Below are 16,872 nucleotides of genomic sequence, written 5' to 3'. Positions count from 1 at the left end.
GCAGTGAGCCGCGTGCGAGGGACCAGCTCTTGGCGAGCGGCGACCAGCGGGAGCCGTGAGCCGCCTCGTCGTGTTACTCCGCTCCAGCTAATTCTCTGGCTCGCTCGATGTTCCACGCGAAGCTCTTGCCGTCCTCGGTGGGCGTCTCCAGCACGAACGGGACGTCTTCGAGCGCCTCGTGGGTGAGGATAGTCTGCATCCCCTCGACGCCGATCTCGCCCTCGCCAATGTGGGCGTGCTCGTCCTTGTTCGTCCCGCACTCGTGCTTGGAGTCGTTGAGGTGGATGCACGCCAGCTTGTCCAGGCCGACGACCTCGTCGAACTCCGCGACGGTCTCGTTGACGCCCTCGACGGTCGAGAGGTCGTAGCCCGCGGCGAATGCGTGGGCCGTGTCGACGCAGATCTCCAGGTCCTGCGAGGACCGGTCCAGCACCTCCGCGAGGTGTTCGAACTCGCCGCCGAGCTTGGTGCCGCTGCCGGCGTCTGACTCGACGAGGACGGTGACGCCGTCGGGGATGTCGAGTTCGTCCAGGGCGCTGGCGGCGTTGTCGAGGCCGCCGTCGACGCCGGCGCCGGTGTGGGCACCGAGATGGACGTTGACGTATTCGACGTCGAGCTTGTCCGCGGCGTCGACCTCCTTCTGCATCGAGTCGATGGACTTCGCGCGGAGGTCGTCCTTCGGGGTGCAGAGGTTGACGAGATAGGAGGAGTGGATGACCCACGGCCCGACGCCGTGCTCGTCGGTCAGGTCACGGAACTGCTCGGCCTCGTCGTCGTCGATGTTCGGGTCCTGCCAGACCTGCGGGGAGTGGCTGAAAATCTGCCCGCAGTTCCCGCCGTACTCGACCTGTTCGTCGACCGCGTTGTACGCGCCGCCCGCGATGGAGGTGTGTGCGCCGACTTGCATACCATCAGGCTACGCGAGCGCGACTATAGGGGCTTCGAAGCGAAGCGGTGCGGAGAGACGGCAGCGAAAGAAACAGACCGGAACGCCGGCCTACAGTCGCGAATCGTTCGTGGCGAACTCGCGCCAGTGGTGTAACGCCCAGAAGACGACGCCCGTGCACACCATGCCTGCAGCGGCGAAGTAGAAGATGAGATTCGACATCACGACCTCCTCGGGGGAATTGTACGTGTACATCACGCCCTCGGTGGCGAGGCCGACGAGGACGAACGCCAGCACGGCGATGCCGCTGGTCGAGACGAGCACCATCATGCCGTCGCGGTTCGGCGAGTCGAGTCGCAGGATGGCCACGACGAAGACGATGCCCATCACCAGCGAGTACGCCGGCAAGCGCGTGATCACGTTGAGATCTGCCCCACTGATCAGCCCCACGAGGCCGAGGAACGCCGCCGTCAGCGTCAGCGAGAGGATGATGACCCCCAGCGCCATCGGCGTCAGCACCCGCTGCCACAGGAACCCCACTGTTCGTTCTCGAACGCTCATAGTAGCTGGTGAGTACAGGCCGATAAAAGGTTACTGGGAAATCGGATTCGAGTGACGCGTTGGTGATGGGAGCGGGTATCGTGACACTGTCGCCAGTGTGACGGCTGAAGGTCGGTCGTGAAGAATCGGCGACGTCTGAACGGGTACCGACGCCACCGTCAACGGAAGCGCTGTTTCAGTTCACGCCAACTGACGCAAAATTACCCGCACACGAACAGGTCCCACAGTCTCGCGTCGTACGTATCACACCTATATCTATCATCCCAGGCGAATGCGTCTGACGAACGAGCGAGGGACAGGAAGCATTTATCCCCCCAGCACATAGCCGTGTTCAGTACATGTCGAGCGCGGACCGGACGATGATACTGACGGAGGAACACAAGCCCATGCCCATCGCGGACGTGGTGACGGGGCGAGGGTTCATCACCGGTAAGTCCGGCTCCGGGAAGTCCAACACGGCGAGCGTGCTCTGCGAGGAGTTGCTCGACGAGGGCGTCCCGCTGATGATAGTCGACACCGACGGGGAGTACTACGGCCTCAAGGAGGAGTACGAGATGCTCCACGTCGGCGGCGACGAGCGCTGTGACCTCCGTATCGGTCCGCAACACGCCGAGAAGATCGCCGACATCACGCTGGGGAGCAACGTCCCCATCATCCTCGACGTCTCCGGATTCATCGAAGAGTCCGACTCCAAGCGCCTGGTCCACGACGTGGTCCGGGAGCTGTTCATCAAGGAGAAGAAGGCGAAGGTGCCCTACCTCCTGCTCATCGAGGAGGCCCACGAGTTCATCCCCGAATCGGGGGGACTCGACGAGGTCGGCGAGATGCTCGTCCGCGTCGCCAAGCGAGGGCGGAAGCGCGGCCTGGGCGTCTGCGCGATGTCCCAGCGCCCCGCCTCGGTCTCGAAGGACTTCATCACCCAGTGTGACTGGCTGGTCTGGCACCGCCTCACCTGGAAGAACGACACCCAGGTCGTCTCCTCCATCATGGGCTCCCAGACCGCCGACGAGGTCCAGAGCCTCGAACCCGGTGAAGCGATCATCATGGCCGACTGGGAGGACGACAAGATCCGGGTGAAGTTCCGCCGCAAGCGCACGCTGGACGCCGGCGCGACGCCGGATCTGGACGGCATCGACGACCCGCAGACCCAGTCGGTCCGGTCGGACATCGTCGACGAACTCGAGGACGCCGGCGCGAGCCTCACCGAGAAGGGCGAACAGAAGGACTGGGACGCCGAGGACGAGGCCGCCGCGACCTCGAGCGCCGTCGACGCCGTCGCCGAGGACCCCGGGCGTGCGGACCCGGAGCCCGCCGACACGGCGCCTCGCGAGCCCAGCGGCGAAGGGGCGGCCGCCGGGGAACCCGCCGCCGACGCGGCGGCCAGGGACTCCCAGCAGGCTTCCAAATCGACCGGCGGATCCCAGGAACCGTCGACCGACCCCTCGGAACTCGACGAACTGGACGAACCCGACCCGGACGAAGTTGCGCCGAGCGAATCGCAGTCGCAGTCCAGCACCCAGTCGCAGTCCGACGAACCCGCAGCGGAGACGACTGAAGACGCCCTCGAACGGGCTGCCCGGAACGTCTCCGCCGGCGACGTCAGTGCGTCTGCCGGCAACGCGAGCGGGAGGTCGCGGGCGAGCAAGGGGACCGCGTCGGCCAAGTCCGACGGCGGCGTCAATCGCCGCGCACGCCGGCCCAGCCCTGATCCCGACCCGGCCGACGACCCCGTCTGGGAGGTCGCCGAGTTCGTCGCCTACCTCATCGGGTCGCTGGGCGCCGCAACGGTCAATCTCGGCCTCACCGTCGAGCGGGCAATCGGCTCGGTGCTCGGTACGAACACCGGAACGGCGAGTTCGACCAGCCAGCCCGCCAGCGACCGCCGCCCGCTCGTCGGCATCATCGTCGCGGTGATGTTGCTGACCATCGGCCTCGTCGTCGGCGTCGGCGTCGCGATGCTTCTCTGATTCGCCGAATTTTAGGTCGGGTCCGTTCCGTCCCGCGTCCAGGCGGTTGTCTCGTGTTTTCGCTCGGCCAGGTCGCGAGCGCGGGCCAGTTCGTCGTCGGTCCACGCCCCTTCGTCGGCGTCGGCCCACTCGGCCAGCGTCGCGGTCAGTGCCTCGACCACCCCATCACGATCGACGTCGACGTACTCGTCAATGCCGGCGACGCGGTCGGCGAAGGCGGCCGGATCAGGCGTGGGCGCGTTACCGTCGCTGCCGTCTGCGTCGGGATAGCCCGTGAAACACGCGCAGTGACGCTCGGGGTTGGTCGAGAACGTGAGCGAGCCGTGCTGGACGACGGCGTCGCGCTGGCGGTACTGGGCGTTGCCAGAGACCTTCCGGCCGTCCGGGCCGACGACGTCGTGGGCCGGATGGAGCGCCCGCAGATAGCAGGCGGGCTCGTAGACCGCGGAGCGCTCCTCGTCGGCGAAGCCAGCGTCGACGCCCAGCCGCTCGAACGCCGAGAGAACGGGTTCGCAGAGCAGCTCGTAGCACTCCATCAGATCGCCGGGCACCTCGTCGGCCGGGACGACGATGGAGTAGGAGACGTCGCCCCACGAGTCGTGGTAGATGGCGCCGCCGCCGGTCGGCCGCCGGGTGACAGTGATCCCCTCCCGCTCGCAGAAGTCCCAGTCGATAGTCTCGGGGTCCTGATTGTACCCCAACGAGAGCGTGCTGGGCTCCCATCGGTATACGCGGAGGGTACGCGGACCGCCGGCAGCCGCCGTCTCCGCCGCTATCTCGTCCAGCGCCATGTTGAGGGGGCCCTCGCGGGACTCCTCGGCGATGATCCGCCACTCCTCGTCGGCGAGATCCGTCATCGTGGGTGGGTTGGCGGGAGCGGTGGAAATGGGTTACGGGGGACCGCAAGTGAGGAATTTCGACCTCCCCGTGTCACGTCAGAAGACATATAGGGCGGTCGAGAACACACGTGGGCAATGAAACCGGTCGCCGGCCGCGCGCTGCTCGTCGTCGCGTTCTTTCTGGTGGCGGTCGCCGGCCCGGCGATGGCGAGTAGCGGGCCCGACAACGTCTGTGGCGCCTGCGGGGACGCCTTCGAAGACGCCGCCAGCGAACAGGGAGTGCCAGCCAGCGTGACCCACAGCACGGCGACGGTGTACGTCCACGAGAACGGGTCCGCGACGTGGGTCGTGACCAATCGCGTCGACCAGTCCGCTGCCGACCAGTTCACCGAGTCACCCGCCGCGCTCCACCGCGTCGCCCGGGCGGCTGCGACGGAGGGGTACGAACCCCCCGTCGGAACGAGAGTACCGAGAACGTCTGTCACCGCCTCCGTCGACGACAGGAACGTCACGGTCCGGTTCCGAGAGCGCGACGCCAGCGAATCACGACTCGGTCTCACCGTCGCGGGCACGCTCCACAAAGGCGGGGTCAGGGGCGGCTGGCTTCTCAACGCCGACCGGTTCACCGTCGTCGGCCCGCCGGGGACGGAGCTGGTCAACGAACCGAACGAGACCATTCACGCCGACACTGCCGACGCACCGGGCGTTCCGGACGTGGACGGCCGGCGAGTCACCTGGACCGGGCCGGCGACGGACTGGGGTTCGTTCATCTTTCAGAACGTCTACCTCGTGTACGGACCGCCCGACACCAGCGAGTACCACGCCGGTGGCGCAGTCGCGCTCGCCACCGCGCCCCTCTGGCTGGAGAACGTCAAGTTGTACGTCCTCCCACCGACGGCCATCTACGGCGTCCTGTTGCTCGGTGGCGTCGCGGTGGTCCGGAGAGCCGGATCCGGTGATTCCGGGCGACTTGGCGGCGTCGTTGCCGGGCTCGGCCTCGTCGGTATCCTCGCGGCCGTGCTGGCACAGCGTGTTCACGAGCCAGCGTGGTACGGCGGCTTGGCGACAATTTATCTCGTGACCGCCCTCGTCGACCGGCGACGGCCCGACCGCCTGGAGTCGGTACGCGATGCACTCGAAGTGGGCGTCGTCGCCGCGCTCGGAGCCGGGGTCGTCGCCACGGCCATCGAGCCCACCGCCTGGGCGCACGGCAGTTCCGCCCGGACCGTGCTCGAACAGACCGCATACCACCTCCCCGTGGCGGTCGCGCCGGCGTTCGGGCTCGCGGTCGCTGGACCGCGCTCGACCCGGACCGCTTGGACGATCGTCTCCGGATTCATTGGCGCCGTGTTCGCGTTCTTCCTGGCCGCAGTCGTCCGGGTTCCCGTCGCGACTCGGCCGTTCGGGCCCCTGATCCTGCTGATGGGCGCCGGCGCCGTCGTCTCCGTCCTCGCGGCCATCCCGCTCGCGGTTCTGGCAGTTCGGGTCCGTTCCGGACGAGAGTAGCGGCTGTCCGGATCCCCCAGCCCGCTCGCGAACGCGGCCGATGGTCAGGAGAGCCGGTCGGAGACGACGTCGGCCATCACCGACGCCTCGGCCCGGCGGAGATGCTCCGCCGCTGTCCCGGGGGCACACCCCAGCACCTCCGCCACGTCAGCCACGCTCCCGCTACGTGGTTCCTCGTAGTAGCCACAGTCGACGGCGGCTTCGACGGCCTCGTACTGGCGGTCGGTGAGGTCGCCGCCAGTGGCGAAGTAGCGGGCGTCGTACTCGCCGATGGAACGGACGTCGACGTCGAACGCGGAGGGAAGTTGGTCGAGGGCGCGCTGGACCGTCTCGCCGGGGCCGATGACGGTGGCACGCATCGTGCCGTCGGCGCGGAACTCGACCGGCATCATCAGGACGAGGCCCTGCTGGCTGAACGCCTCGACAAGGCGGTCGTCGGCGTCGGTGTGCTCGCCGCGAACGTAGAGGTAGAACGACTCGTCGTCACGGTGGGAGATCTCGTACTCGATGACCTCCTCGGTCCCCTGCAGGGCGGCCTCGTAGGGTTCGATCGGCGACCCGGTGACGTGGAACAGCGCAGTCTGGATGCCGAACCCCGTGTCGGCGTCGCCGCCGAACTGGCTGTAGCTCACCTCTAGCAGGCGCGACACCTCGTACCCGTCGTGTGCGACGACGAACTGGTGCATGGGGTGGCGGACCTCGGGGTCCTGGTCCAGAGCCAGGCGGACGTACTTCATGCGGGACTGCTGACAGCCACCTCGTATAAATCCACCCCACTGCTGAGGCAGAAACGCGAGGGGCGTTCCGGCCCGAGTTTCGGACGATGGAAGCCACGCAGCAACAGGGTACGAGGACGGAGGAGGCCGGTTTCGACGACTTGCCGGACAGCCTTCCGGACGATGCCGTAGTAGGATACGAGGGGCACGTCAACGCGCCGGCGGTGGTGGTCCGGGCCGACGCCGTCCAGGACGTCCTCACGGCGCTCAAGAATGAGGCAGGCTACGACCACTGCGCCTGCGTCACGGCCCAGGAGTACGGCGACCGGTTCGAGGCCATCTACCACCTCAGGACGTACGACGACCCGACCGACGAGGTGTCGGTGGTCGTCCCGTCGCCGAAGGACGATCCGGGCAACGAGTCGGCGGCGCCGGTGTACGAGACCGCCGACTGGCACGAGCGAGAGGCCTACGACCTGTTCGGCCTGACGTTCAAGGACCACCCCGACCTCCGACGGATCCTCCTGCCGGAGACGTGGCAGGGTCACCCGCTGACCGACGATTACGACCAGGACCAGCCACAGATCGTCACCTACCGTGAGCACGAACGGATCATGGAAGATCGGCAGGTGGGGCCCGACACGATGCTACTGAACATGGGGCCACACCACCCCTCGACCCACGGCGTACTCCACCTCCTCGTCGAGTTGGACGGCGAGGTGGTCGCCGACGTCGAACCAGACATCGGCTACATCCACCGCTGCGAGGAGCAGATGTGCCAGCAGGGTACCTATCGCCACCAGATCATGCCCTACCCCGACCGGTGGGACTGGGGCGGTGCGGGGCTGTGCAACGAGTGGGCCTACGCTCGCGCCGCCGAGCGACTGGCCGACATCGAGGTGCCCGAATACGCCCAGGTGCTCCGGACGATGTCGGCGGAGCTGTCCCGGATGCTGTCGCACTTCCTGGCGCTGGGCGCGTACGCGCTCGACGTCGTCGGCGAGTTCAACGCGACGTGGATGTACGCCTTCCGGGACCGGGAGCTGATACAGGATATCCTGGAGGACCTGACCGGCCAGCGCCTGATGTTCAACTACTTCCGCCTGGGCGGAGTCGCCTGGGACGTCCCCGAACCGCGCGCGGCGTTCTTCGAGAAGATTCGCGAGTTCGTCGACGGCCTCCCCGAGAAAGTCGTCGAGTACCACGACCTGCTCTCGAACAACGAGATTCTGCAGGAACGAACGATGGACACCGGACTGTTGCCGCCGGAACGCGCGAAGGAGTTCGGTTGCACGGGGCCCGTCGCCCGCGGGTCGGGCGTCGACTACGACCTCCGCCGGGACGACCCGTACGGCTACTACGACGAACTGGAGTGGGACGTCGTCACCGAAGACGGCTGTGACAACCTCGCGCGGCTGCTCGTCCGGATGGGGGAGGTCGAGCAGTCCGCCCGCATCGTCGAGCAGTGCGTCGACCTCCTCGAATCGTGGCCCGAGGACGAGCGCACGCTCCAGTCGAACGTCCCCAGAACGCTCCGACCCGAGAAGGACCGGGAGGTGTACAGCGCCGTCGAGGGGGCGAAGGGCGAACTCGGCATCTACATCCGCTCTGACGGCACTGACACGCCCGCCCGCTTCAAGATCCGCGGGCCGTCGTTCTCGAACCTCCAGGCGCTTCCCGTGATGGGCCGTGGCGAGTTCGTCGCCGACCTGGTGGCCACTATCGGCAGCCTCGACACAATCATGGGTGAAGTCGACAGGTAGTCACCACGCCGTCTTCCCGTGGTCCCCAAAATAGTATTGCTGAGAACTTCGTAGTTATTCGCATGCAACAGGTCGCGCTCGACGTCCCCGGCGTCCGCTCACGGGACGCGGAACGGGCGGTGACGTCGGCGCTCATCAACCTCCCGGGCGTCCAGTGGGTGGCGACGTCCTCGCCCACCGGCGTCGTCGGCATCCGGTTCGACCCCGCGGCGACGGAGTTGAAAGAGCTGCTCGAAGCCGTCGAAGCGGCCGGCTACCCGTCGACGTTCTGAACGTGACCGATTCGAGGTGATTGCTCGGTAGAGTTGTGAAGTGAGTGGGTGGTTCGTCGTGATCTCGATGGAAGAAATGCTACCGCCACCAGCCAGAAAGCCCTCGGCGCGCTCTCTGAAATCGGTACCGGCACTGCCAACAACCAGAAACCCCTCGGCGGGCTCCGGTCCCGCGGACCTACTGCGCTCCTCGCTTCGCTGCGGTGCTTGTAGGCCCGGGGTTCCCAGAGCCCGCCTCGCCCTTTCAGCCCTCCGAGGACTGCACAACACCGCAGCCCTGCCCTTCCCCTGGTCGCACGCCCCTCGCGTCTGCTCGGGGACGCGCTCCCGGCCGGGCGGTTGCGTTGAGCAGAACGTAGTGAGGCGATGCTCCTCAGAACTTCGTTCTGACGGTGGAGTAATAAGGAAGCGTATCGCGCCGCCAGGCGCGACCGGGGAGGTTTGGCGGTATTAATCGCGAGCGCGTTTCATCGCGCGAGCGATGCAGTTCCTGGCGGACTGAAAGGGCGAGGCACGGTCGCGCCAAAGGGCAGTCGCTCAGCGGGCACTACCCGAACGGACGTGAGGGTATCCCGCTGAGCGGCCGCGAAGCGTGCCGAGGGCTTTCGAGTAGTTTGAATTCATGCTCACGGCACTCACGCCGACACCCACCAATCGATACGTAGCTCACCTGTACCGACCATCCATCAGATCAGGCAGCGAAATCGAGAGACGACCAACAAGAACGATCCGTCGAGAGTGAGGGTTTAGTGGCCAGGCGCCCAACCGGTGGTAATGACCGACACAGAGGTCGCAACAGTCGCGGGCGGCTGTTTCTGGTGTACCGAGGCCGTGTTCAAGCAACTCGCGGGCGTCGAGCGGGTCACCTCGGGGTATGCCGGCGGGCACGTCGAGGATCCGAGCTACGAGGCCGTCTGTCGCGGTGAGACGGGTCACGCCGAGTGCGTGCAGGTCGAGTACGACCCGGACGTGCTCTCCTACGAGGACGTGCTGACGGTGTTCTTCTCGACGCACGACCCCACGACGAAGGACCGAGAGGGCCCGGACGTGGGGAGTCAGTACCGTTCGGCCGTCTTCTACCACGACGAGGCCCAGCGCGAGGCCGTCGAGGCCTTCGTCGACGACATCCAGTCGGGGTACGACGACGACATCGTCACCGAGATCGCGCCGCTGGAGACGTTCTACGAGGCCGAGGAGTACCACCAGGACTACTTCGAGAAGAACCCGAACGACGCCTACTGTTCCGTCAACGCCGCCCCCAAGGTCGAGAAGGTCCGCAAGCAGTTCCAGGAGCTGATGGCGGCGTGAGCGACGAGCGCGAGGCCGGCGGCCCCGACGCCGATGACGGGACGACGGGGGTGTTCTCGTTCGAGACGACGGTCGACGTCCGCTACTCCGACGTCGACACCTACGGGCACGTCAACAACGCGACCTACGCGACCTACCTGGAGGAGGCGCGGATCGACTACCTCGACGCGGTGCTGGGCGACGAGGCCCGGTCGCTGGCCGCCGAGTCGGCCGAGGGCGACGACGTCGGCATCGTCGTCGCCAGCCTGGACATCCAGTACCGCCACTCCGTCGGCCTGGTCGAGGCCGTAACGGTGAGCGTCCGCGTCCCGCGGCTGGGTGGCTCGAGTTTCCCCATCGAGTACGAGGTCCGCTCGGACGGCGACGTCGCCGCGGAGGGGACGACGACGATGGTCGCCTACGACCGCGCGGCGGGCGCGTCGCGACCGCTTCCGGACAGCTGGCGCGAGCGAATTTCCTCGTTCGAAGGGCTCTGAGCGGACCGCCGCGACGCCTACGCTCCGCCCTCGACGACTGAGACTTCCTCGGCCGTCGCGTGCCTGATCTCGACGTCGTGTCTCGTGTGACGGGCGTGCGTCTCGGCCCAGCGGTGGACTGCGCCCTCGTCGAGGCGCTCGGCCTCCTCCGGGCAGTTACGACAACTCGCTCGCCAGGTCTCGACGCTATCGGGAAAGTGACCGGTGTGGCGGCGGTGGTCCAGTGCGAACTGCTCGAAGGCCTGGTTGCCGACGGCCTGGAGCTCGTCCGAGAGGTCCCACTCGCGGTCGCACCGCTCGCAGGAGACGGTGAGGTCGTCTGTCGCCGGCGAGCGGGCCGGTCCGCCCGGTTCCCCGGGCAGGTCACCCGTCCCGTCGTCTGGGTCTGTCACAGATGAAATTGGCGACCCGGCCCCTTGAATCACCCTCCGGCGGCAACGCGCTGTCCTTTTAGGAGTCCGGCGTCTACGGCCGGTCGATGGTCCAGAACGTCGCCAGCGAGATGGCGGACCTCGAGGCGGAGGACTTCCACCTCCTCTCGGGCGTCGAGCAGGGGATGCGCTTTTCGGAGTACGTCGACCGCGAGAAGATTCCGAAGTTCTCCCGGCTCACCGCCGAGAACGTCGACTACCGGCTGGACCGCTGCGAGGACCGGGGCTTTCTCGAACGCAAGACCATCCAGTACGAGGGATTCAAACTCACGTTCGAGGGGTACGACGCCCTGGCGCTGCACACCCTGGTCGAGCGCGGGACGATAGAGGGATTCGGCGCGCCGCTCGGCGTCGGCAAGGAGAGCGACGTCTACGAGGTGCGCTCGTACAAGCCACTCGCGCTGAAGTTCCACCGCGAGGGGTACACCAACTTCCGCGAGGTCCAGAAGGAACGCGAGTACACGTCCGACCGCGACCACGTCTCCTGGCAGTACACCGCCCGCAAGGCCGCCGAGCGGGAGTACGAGGCCCTGGAGACGCTGTACCCCGACGTCAGCGTCCCCCAGCCAATCGACCAGAACCGCCACGCCATCGTGATGGAGAAGATCGAGGGCGTCGAACTCGCGCGGACGAAACTCGAAGACGAGCAGGTCGTCCCCGTCCTCGAACTCGTCCTCGACGAGATGCAGACGGCCTACGCCGAGGGGTTCGTCCACGCCGACATGAGCGAGTACAACGTCTTCGTCTCCAGCGAGGGTGTCACCGTCTTCGACTGGCCCCAGGCCGTCCCCACCGACCACGAGAACGCCCGCGAACTACTGGAACGCGACGTGACGAACGTCGTCGGCTACTTCAGCCGCAAGTACCCCCAGTTCGTCGACGAAGTCGACGTCGCCGGCCTGGCCGCCGCCATCGCCGACGATAGCTTCGACGCGCTCGACGACCACCGTAGCTGAGGCCGCTTTTCCCCGAATTTTGCCGATCACCGAATAGCGACCGCCACGACAGGGGCGGATCTGTCACTACTTATAAACTATATAACGCTATAGGAAATCAGTACTGATCAGAACGCTACCGACTGTTCTCAAACCTGCGAACGAAGCGCTGTCGCTCCCGAAATCGGGCGATTCGGAAAATTACGGCTGGAAATTACGGCCGTGGGGGCGACCACCCCCGGGGTTTCGCGGCGATTCGGCGGTCGAAACTGGCTCTCGAAGCCCCGGTTCAGCGCTACTGACGTTCAGGACTACCGACGGAGTCGAACCCCGATGTCGTCGGGGTCAGAGACTGCCAGGCCGTCGTCGGTCGACTCGAGGGACGCTCCACCGCTGTCGAGCCGAGACCGGACCTCCTCGAACGCCTCGTCGTCCGGCACGACGAGTTCGAACCAGTCGAGCCCCCGTGTGCCGGCCGACGCCGGTTCAGACCGGCCGTTCCAGGTGTTGAGGCCGACGTGATGGTGATACTCGCCCGCGGCGACGAACAGCGCTGAATCGCCGAACCGCTGGCGAACGTCGAGTCCGAGGCAGTCCACGTAGAACTCCCGGGCGGCGGCCAGGTCCGTCACCTCCAGGTGGACGTGCCCGACGTCGGCTCCGTCCGGCGCGGCGTCGCCACCGGCGGCTGCCGCCCGCAGGTCGTCGAGATCGAGTGGCAGCGTGTCCATCCCGACGTGACCGTCGTCGGTGACTGGCCACTCCTCGCGCGGGCGGTCCCAGTATATCTCGACGCCGTTTCCCGCCGGATCGGAGAGGTACAGCGCCTCGCTCACGAGGTGGTCCGACGCCCCCGACAACTGCCACCGTTCCTGCACCCGGTCCAGTGCGTCCCCCAGGGCCCCACGCGTAGGCAGGCGGAACGCGGTGTGGAAGAGGCCCGCCTCCCCGCGGCCGCGCTCCGGAGCGTCCGGGTCGGCGCGAAGGACGACGAGCGGGTCGCCGTCCGCCCCCAGCGTGGCCCGGTCTTTCTCGCGGGACTGGACCCGGAGGCCGACCACGTCGGCGTAGAACCGGACCGCTGCGTCGAGGTCGTTCACGGTCAGTCCGACGCGGCCGACGTGGGCACTCGCCGGCATCACAGCGTCTGTGCTCTCCATGGGAGAGTACTCGAGCGCCGGAAAGAAATGATGTGGGGAGAGTCAACCGCTATCGCTCCAGGGTCGACCGGCGTCGCGTCCCGTTCAGTTGGGCACGCGGTACTTCAGGTCGATCTCGTCGATGAGTCGGTCGTTCCGGCTGAGGTTCGTCTCCAGTTCGACGTGGAGCGAGTCGAGCATCGTGTCGACGAGGTCCTGGCGCTCAGAGGCCGAGGACCACTGGTCCAGGTTCGCGGGCGTGCCGACCTCCATCGCGACCTGCTGGTTCGGGTAGATGGTCCGCATGTGGTACGGTTCGTCGTGGTTCGCACAGCGGACGGCGTACGACGAGAGGCCCTCGTAGTCGGGGTGGATGACCTCGATAACGTCGCGCTGGGGGTGACCCAGCGACTGGGCTGGCCGGTGGGGGTTGTTCCAGTGGCCGTCAGCGAGGTTCGCGGCGTCGCCCGACGGACCGAGCCACGTGATGACCATGCCGTCCTGGAAGTAGGGCACCTCGCTAGTGTTCTTCAGGACGATGTACTGGTTCCAGTAGCTGCCGCCGTTCTCGTGGATTTCGATACTCGCCTCCATCGGCGCGTTGGCGGTGAACCCGTCCCCGCCGAGCGAACTACCCGTCCGCGGGTCGACCTTGTCGGCGACCATGTCGTGGATGGGGTTGTCCGGGTTGTTGACGACGTCGTCGGGCAGGTCCGCCGAGTTCCCCCACTCGCGGGTGTCGTCGTACTCGGGCTGGTCGTGGACCCGGTCGCGGACGCGGACCTCGTCGGGCTGGTAGGACCGGGCGTCCGTCGGCCAGCGGTCCTGGATGAACTGGCCCGGGCCGTTCGTCGCCGCGGTCGGCCCAGCCGTCTCGCTCCAGACGTTATCGGGGTCGTCGTGCGTGCCGGGGTCCTCCGTCTCGTCGGGCAGCAACGCCAGCCGTGGGAGGAGCTTCACCGTGGCGTGCGCGGGGAAGTCGTTGTCCGCGAGCTGCTGGACGTACGGCAGCGCCTGGGTCCCCAGCTGGTCGAGGGTCAGCGACCCGTCCTGGACGTTGTCCTGGACGGCCGCGACGTCGTAGTTGAACTCGTCGGCCTTCTCGGAGTCCGTCCAGGTCTGCCCGGTTGAGGACGTCTCGCCGGGCAGGTAGTCCAGGAAGTCACGCGGGACGTAGTACGGGTCGTCGAAGTGCTCGTACAGTTCGGCGACCGTCGTACTGCCCGTGATGTCCGACGGGAGCGTGTCCGGCTCCGGCGGTCGGTCCGGGAACGGGACGTCCCACGTGGGCTCTCCGTCGTCGGGAGTCTCGGTCTCGTCGTCCGGCGTCTCCGTGTCCGGTGTCTCCGTGTCGGGCGTCTCCGTGTCCGGCGTGTCCGTCGGAGGCGTCGTGGTCGTCGGCGTATCCGTCGGGGGCTCCGAGCCGGACGTGAACGCGATGGTGTCGATCTCGATGGCTCCCGAGGCGCCCTGCCAGAAGTTGAACCGGACGGCCTGTGGGCTGTCGGGGTCGGCGCCGACCGCCGAGAGATCGACGGACACCGTCGACCACTCCGTCCCGATGGTGTCGTCGGTGAGGTTCGACAGGAGGTCGGAGGCGCCGCCGACGCTGAGCTGGAAGTGGCTCTCCTCGCCGCCGCTGTCCCCACGGACGACGAGGTTCAGCGTCGACGCGTCGGCCACCGACTGCTGGACGTTGCTCCCGAACCAGCCGGCGTTGTCGTATTCGAGTCGGAGCGCGCCGTCTGCTACCTCGCCGGCGCCGTCGCCGTTGGCGAAGCTGCCCGCGTCGGCCCAGTTACCGAGGTCGTTCGACCCCGGATAACTGCCGCCGTCGAAGGAGTGGACCACGAGCGAGGACTCCTGACCGAGTGCCGTCGCCGCGAACCCGAGGCTCCCGAACGCGATGCTGCTTTTGAGTATGGTTCGTCTTTTTACCATTGCACGTGACAATAACCCCTCTGGCAAAATAAATTTAACGGACTAGTAAATAAATTTTATAATCTAGTAAGCGTGCCGCTAGGCCGAGCCGGCCTGCGGCGGGCGGGCTGACAGCGGGCGAAGCGCGGGTGAGTCGACTTACTCGAAACGCACCTCGTCGACGTAGAGCGTGCTCGTCCCGTTCTCACCTCCCCAGAAATCGAATCGGAGCTCACCGGGCGACGAGCGGTCAATCCCTGCGGCTTCCATGTCGACGGCGACGTCGACGGTACTCGTCGTGATGGCCGACCCGGCGACGCTGCTGAACTGGGCGCGCGCGCCGCCGACGTCGAGGACGAAGTCGCTCCCCTCGCCGCCGCTGGCACCGCGGACGCTGAACACCAGCTGGTCGTAGTTCGAGACGTCCCGGTTGACCTGCTCGACGAACCAGCCGCCGCCGTCGTACTCCAGGACGAGTTCCCCGTCGACCACTTCGCCGTCGTCGTTCGCGAACGACCCCGCACCGTTCCAGTTACCCAGGTCGTTCTCGCCTGACCACGCCGGGTCCCCGTCGTAGTCGTTGACGAGGAGCGCGGTGCCGTCCGGCGTCTGTGGCTCCGTCGTGGTCGTCGTCGGTGGTTCGGTCGTGGTCGTCGGCGGTTCGGTCGTGGTCGTCGGCGGTTCGGTCGTGGTCGTCGGCGGTTCGGTCGTGGTCGTCGGCGGTTCGGTCGTGGTCGTCGGCGGTTCGGTCGTGGTCGTCGGCGGCGGGGTGGTCGGCTGCACTGTGGTCGTCGTCGGCGTGTCCGTCGTCGTGGTCGAACCGCCGCCGCCGCTCGGCAGGTCCGAGTTCCGGTTCTCGTAGAGGATGTCCTTGACGATGCCGCCGTGGGTGTCGTTGTTCCGGAGCAGTTCGAAATCGTCCCGGGACTCCCGGTTGAAGAACTGGGGCGTCCACCGGAAGTCGAAGATCCACGGCACCGGGTGGAGCGGGTAGTTGTCGAACAGCTCCTGGAACTGCTGGCCCTGTTCGTCGGTCGTCCCCGAGAGGTACGGCGCGCGGCCGTTCTTGTACCCCCACTCGGTCATGAACACCGGCACTTCCTCCCCGGGTTCGCCGAAGGACGCCGACAGGGGCCGCATGTTCTCCTGCCCATAGACGTGGCCGGTGTAAGCCAGGTTGTCGCCCTCGAACTCGTCGTTTGGCGCCTGGGCCGTCCACTGGCTCCAGCGTGGCGAGCCGATGAGGATCAGGTTCCGCGGCGCGTACTCGCGGATCAGATCGACCCACGGCTGGGCCGTCTCCTTCCAGGTGGTCCAGGTCTCCTGTGCGGCCTGAGAGTCCGACGTCGGGTCGGTCTCGTCGGCGTACGGCGCCGTCGGTTCGTTGTACAGTTCGTAGAGGACGTGGGATTCCTCGGCGAACTCGGGCGCGATCGTCTCCCAGAACATCCGGATCTCCTCGTCGATTTCGTCGCTGGTGTAGTGGAGCGTCTCGTCGTGCTCGCCGCGGTGGCGGTGGTAATCGACGATGGCGTAGACGCCCTGCTCGGCGCACTTCTCCACGGCCGGCCGCAGGTGATTCTCCAGGTAGCTGTCGAGCTGGCTCTGGTCGAAGCCGGGCGCCGGCGGAGCCGCGCCGGGGTCGTGCCCGCCGATGTCGACCGGCTGGCACGGCAGACGGATCACCCGCGAGTACCAGCCGTTCTCCTCTTCCGTCCCCGGCGGCGAGTTGCCGTTCGTCGCCCAGGTGATGTACTCGTCGACGCTGTAGGAGTAGTAGTTGTCCGAGTTCAGCCGTTTCAGGTCGGGGATGTTCACCCCGCGGAGGATCACCTCGTTGCCGCTGGGATCCCTGATGAGGTTCCCGTCCCGTTCGAGCCACGGCGTCGGGATACCCGCCGACGCGGAACCGCTGACGCCGAAGCCGATGCCCGCGGCGACGGCGCTGGCTCCGGCGGTCGCCTTCAGGAAGTCGCGCCGGGAGCCGCCGCTGATGGAATCTGTGAGCTCACTTCGCTCGTCTCTCCGCGGGCTGGTGTCGCTATCCGCGCTCGTTCCGTCGTCCTGTTCCCCCGTGCCGTCGGCGTCGTCCGTCGGTCGTGTCATTTGTCTGAATTCCGCGTCGTCGAGCAGTCGTTCGCCGGTTCTCGGTG

15 protein-coding genes are annotated in these 16,872 nt (G+C 67.0%); 7 read left to right on the top strand and 8 right to left on the bottom strand.

Going from position 1 to position 16,872, the window contains the following annotated elements:
- Positions 1 to 73 precede the first annotated feature (73 nt).
- Both AC5FRV_RS00115 and AC5FRV_RS00110 read right to left on the bottom strand, forming a co-directional pair.
- Positions 74 to 907 (bottom strand): deoxyribonuclease IV, encoded by an 834-nt coding sequence (locus AC5FRV_RS00115; RefSeq protein WP_493559108.1) that lies wholly within the window; start codon positions 905 to 907, stop codon positions 74 to 76.
- Between the two features lie 90 nt (positions 908 to 997).
- Entirely contained in the window at positions 998 to 1,447 is a 450-nt protein-coding gene (locus AC5FRV_RS00110) for a hypothetical protein (protein WP_493559107.1), read from the bottom strand.
- A gap of 338 nt (positions 1,448 to 1,785) precedes the next feature.
- Here AC5FRV_RS00110 and AC5FRV_RS00105 point away from each other — a divergent pair, with 338 nt between their 5' ends.
- Positions 1,786 to 3,414, top strand: coding sequence for an ATP-binding protein (locus tag AC5FRV_RS00105; RefSeq protein WP_493559106.1), 1,629 nt, complete (start codon positions 1,786 to 1,788; stop codon positions 3,412 to 3,414).
- A gap of 11 nt (positions 3,415 to 3,425) precedes the next feature.
- Here AC5FRV_RS00105 and AC5FRV_RS00100 read toward each other — a convergent pair whose 3' ends face one another.
- Positions 3,426 to 4,271 carry a lipoate--protein ligase family protein gene (locus AC5FRV_RS00100; protein WP_493559105.1) on the bottom strand — a complete coding sequence of 282 codons (846 nt, stop codon included), beginning with the start codon at positions 4,269 to 4,271 and terminating at the stop codon, positions 3,426 to 3,428.
- A gap of 117 nt (positions 4,272 to 4,388) precedes the next feature.
- Here AC5FRV_RS00100 and AC5FRV_RS00095 point away from each other — a divergent pair, with 117 nt between their 5' ends.
- On the top strand, positions 4,389 to 5,759 hold the full coding sequence (locus AC5FRV_RS00095; RefSeq protein WP_493559104.1) for a hypothetical protein: 1,371 nt from the start codon (positions 4,389 to 4,391) through the stop codon (positions 5,757 to 5,759).
- Positions 5,760 to 5,803: 44 nt separating this feature from the next.
- On the opposite strand, the gene AC5FRV_RS00090 is transcribed toward AC5FRV_RS00095, so the two are convergent.
- Positions 5,804 to 6,496: a helix-turn-helix domain-containing protein gene (locus AC5FRV_RS00090; RefSeq protein ID WP_493559103.1), complete on the bottom strand. Its 693-nt coding sequence runs from the start codon at positions 6,494 to 6,496 to the stop codon at positions 5,804 to 5,806.
- 86 nt (positions 6,497 to 6,582) lie between these two features.
- Between AC5FRV_RS00090 and AC5FRV_RS00085 the strand changes: the two genes are divergently transcribed.
- From AC5FRV_RS00085 to AC5FRV_RS00070, 4 genes are all read left to right on the top strand, one after another.
- Positions 6,583 to 8,238 carry an NADH-quinone oxidoreductase subunit D gene (locus tag AC5FRV_RS00085; protein ID WP_493559102.1) on the top strand — a complete coding sequence of 552 codons (1,656 nt, stop codon included), beginning with the start codon at positions 6,583 to 6,585 and terminating at the stop codon, positions 8,236 to 8,238.
- 62 nt (positions 8,239 to 8,300) lie between these two features.
- The gene (locus tag AC5FRV_RS00080; protein ID WP_493559101.1) at positions 8,301 to 8,510 is read left to right on the top strand and encodes a heavy-metal-associated domain-containing protein; all 210 of its coding nucleotides are present in this window, start codon (positions 8,301 to 8,303) and stop codon (positions 8,508 to 8,510) included.
- A gap of 774 nt (positions 8,511 to 9,284) precedes the next feature.
- Complete coding sequence (gene msrA / locus AC5FRV_RS00075; protein ID WP_493559100.1) at positions 9,285 to 9,818, top strand: peptide-methionine (S)-S-oxide reductase MsrA; 534 nt, start codon at positions 9,285 to 9,287, stop codon at positions 9,816 to 9,818.
- Complete coding sequence (locus AC5FRV_RS00070; protein ID WP_493559099.1) at positions 9,815 to 10,294, top strand: acyl-CoA thioesterase; 480 nt, start codon at positions 9,815 to 9,817, stop codon at positions 10,292 to 10,294. Before msrA ends, AC5FRV_RS00070 begins: the two co-directional genes overlap by 4 nt.
- Before the next feature lie 17 nt (positions 10,295 to 10,311).
- Here the strand turns inward: AC5FRV_RS00070 and AC5FRV_RS00065 are convergent, their stop codons facing one another.
- On the bottom strand, positions 10,312 to 10,656 hold the full coding sequence (locus AC5FRV_RS00065; protein WP_493560136.1) for a DUF8062 family protein: 345 nt from the start codon (positions 10,654 to 10,656) through the stop codon (positions 10,312 to 10,314).
- 116 nt (positions 10,657 to 10,772) lie between these two features.
- On the opposite strand from AC5FRV_RS00065, the gene AC5FRV_RS00060 reads away from it, so the two are divergent.
- Entirely contained in the window at positions 10,773 to 11,681 is a 909-nt protein-coding gene (locus AC5FRV_RS00060; protein ID WP_493559098.1) for an RIO1 family regulatory kinase/ATPase domain-containing protein, read from the top strand.
- Between the two features lie 290 nt (positions 11,682 to 11,971).
- On the opposite strand, the gene AC5FRV_RS00055 is transcribed toward AC5FRV_RS00060, so the two are convergent.
- The 3 genes from AC5FRV_RS00055 to AC5FRV_RS00045 all read right to left on the bottom strand — a co-directional run bounded on the left by AC5FRV_RS00055 (position 11,972) and on the right by AC5FRV_RS00045 (position 16,825).
- A complete protein-coding gene (locus AC5FRV_RS00055; RefSeq protein WP_493559097.1) occupies positions 11,972 to 12,820 on the bottom strand; it encodes a VOC family protein in 849 nt (282 codons plus the stop codon).
- Positions 12,821 to 12,904: 84 nt separating this feature from the next.
- Complete coding sequence (locus AC5FRV_RS00050; RefSeq protein WP_493559096.1) at positions 12,905 to 14,740, bottom strand: hypothetical protein; 1,836 nt, start codon at positions 14,738 to 14,740, stop codon at positions 12,905 to 12,907.
- Between the two features lie 138 nt (positions 14,741 to 14,878).
- Positions 14,879 to 16,825 carry a glycoside hydrolase family 5 protein gene (locus AC5FRV_RS00045; protein WP_493559095.1) on the bottom strand — a complete coding sequence of 649 codons (1,947 nt, stop codon included), beginning with the start codon at positions 16,823 to 16,825 and terminating at the stop codon, positions 14,879 to 14,881.
- Between the last annotated feature and the right edge of the window lie 47 nt (positions 16,826 to 16,872).

The sequence above is a fragment of the Halomicrobium sp. HArcel3 genome (assembly GCF_058933135.1).
This window is presented reverse-complemented; position numbering and strand designations above follow the sequence as displayed.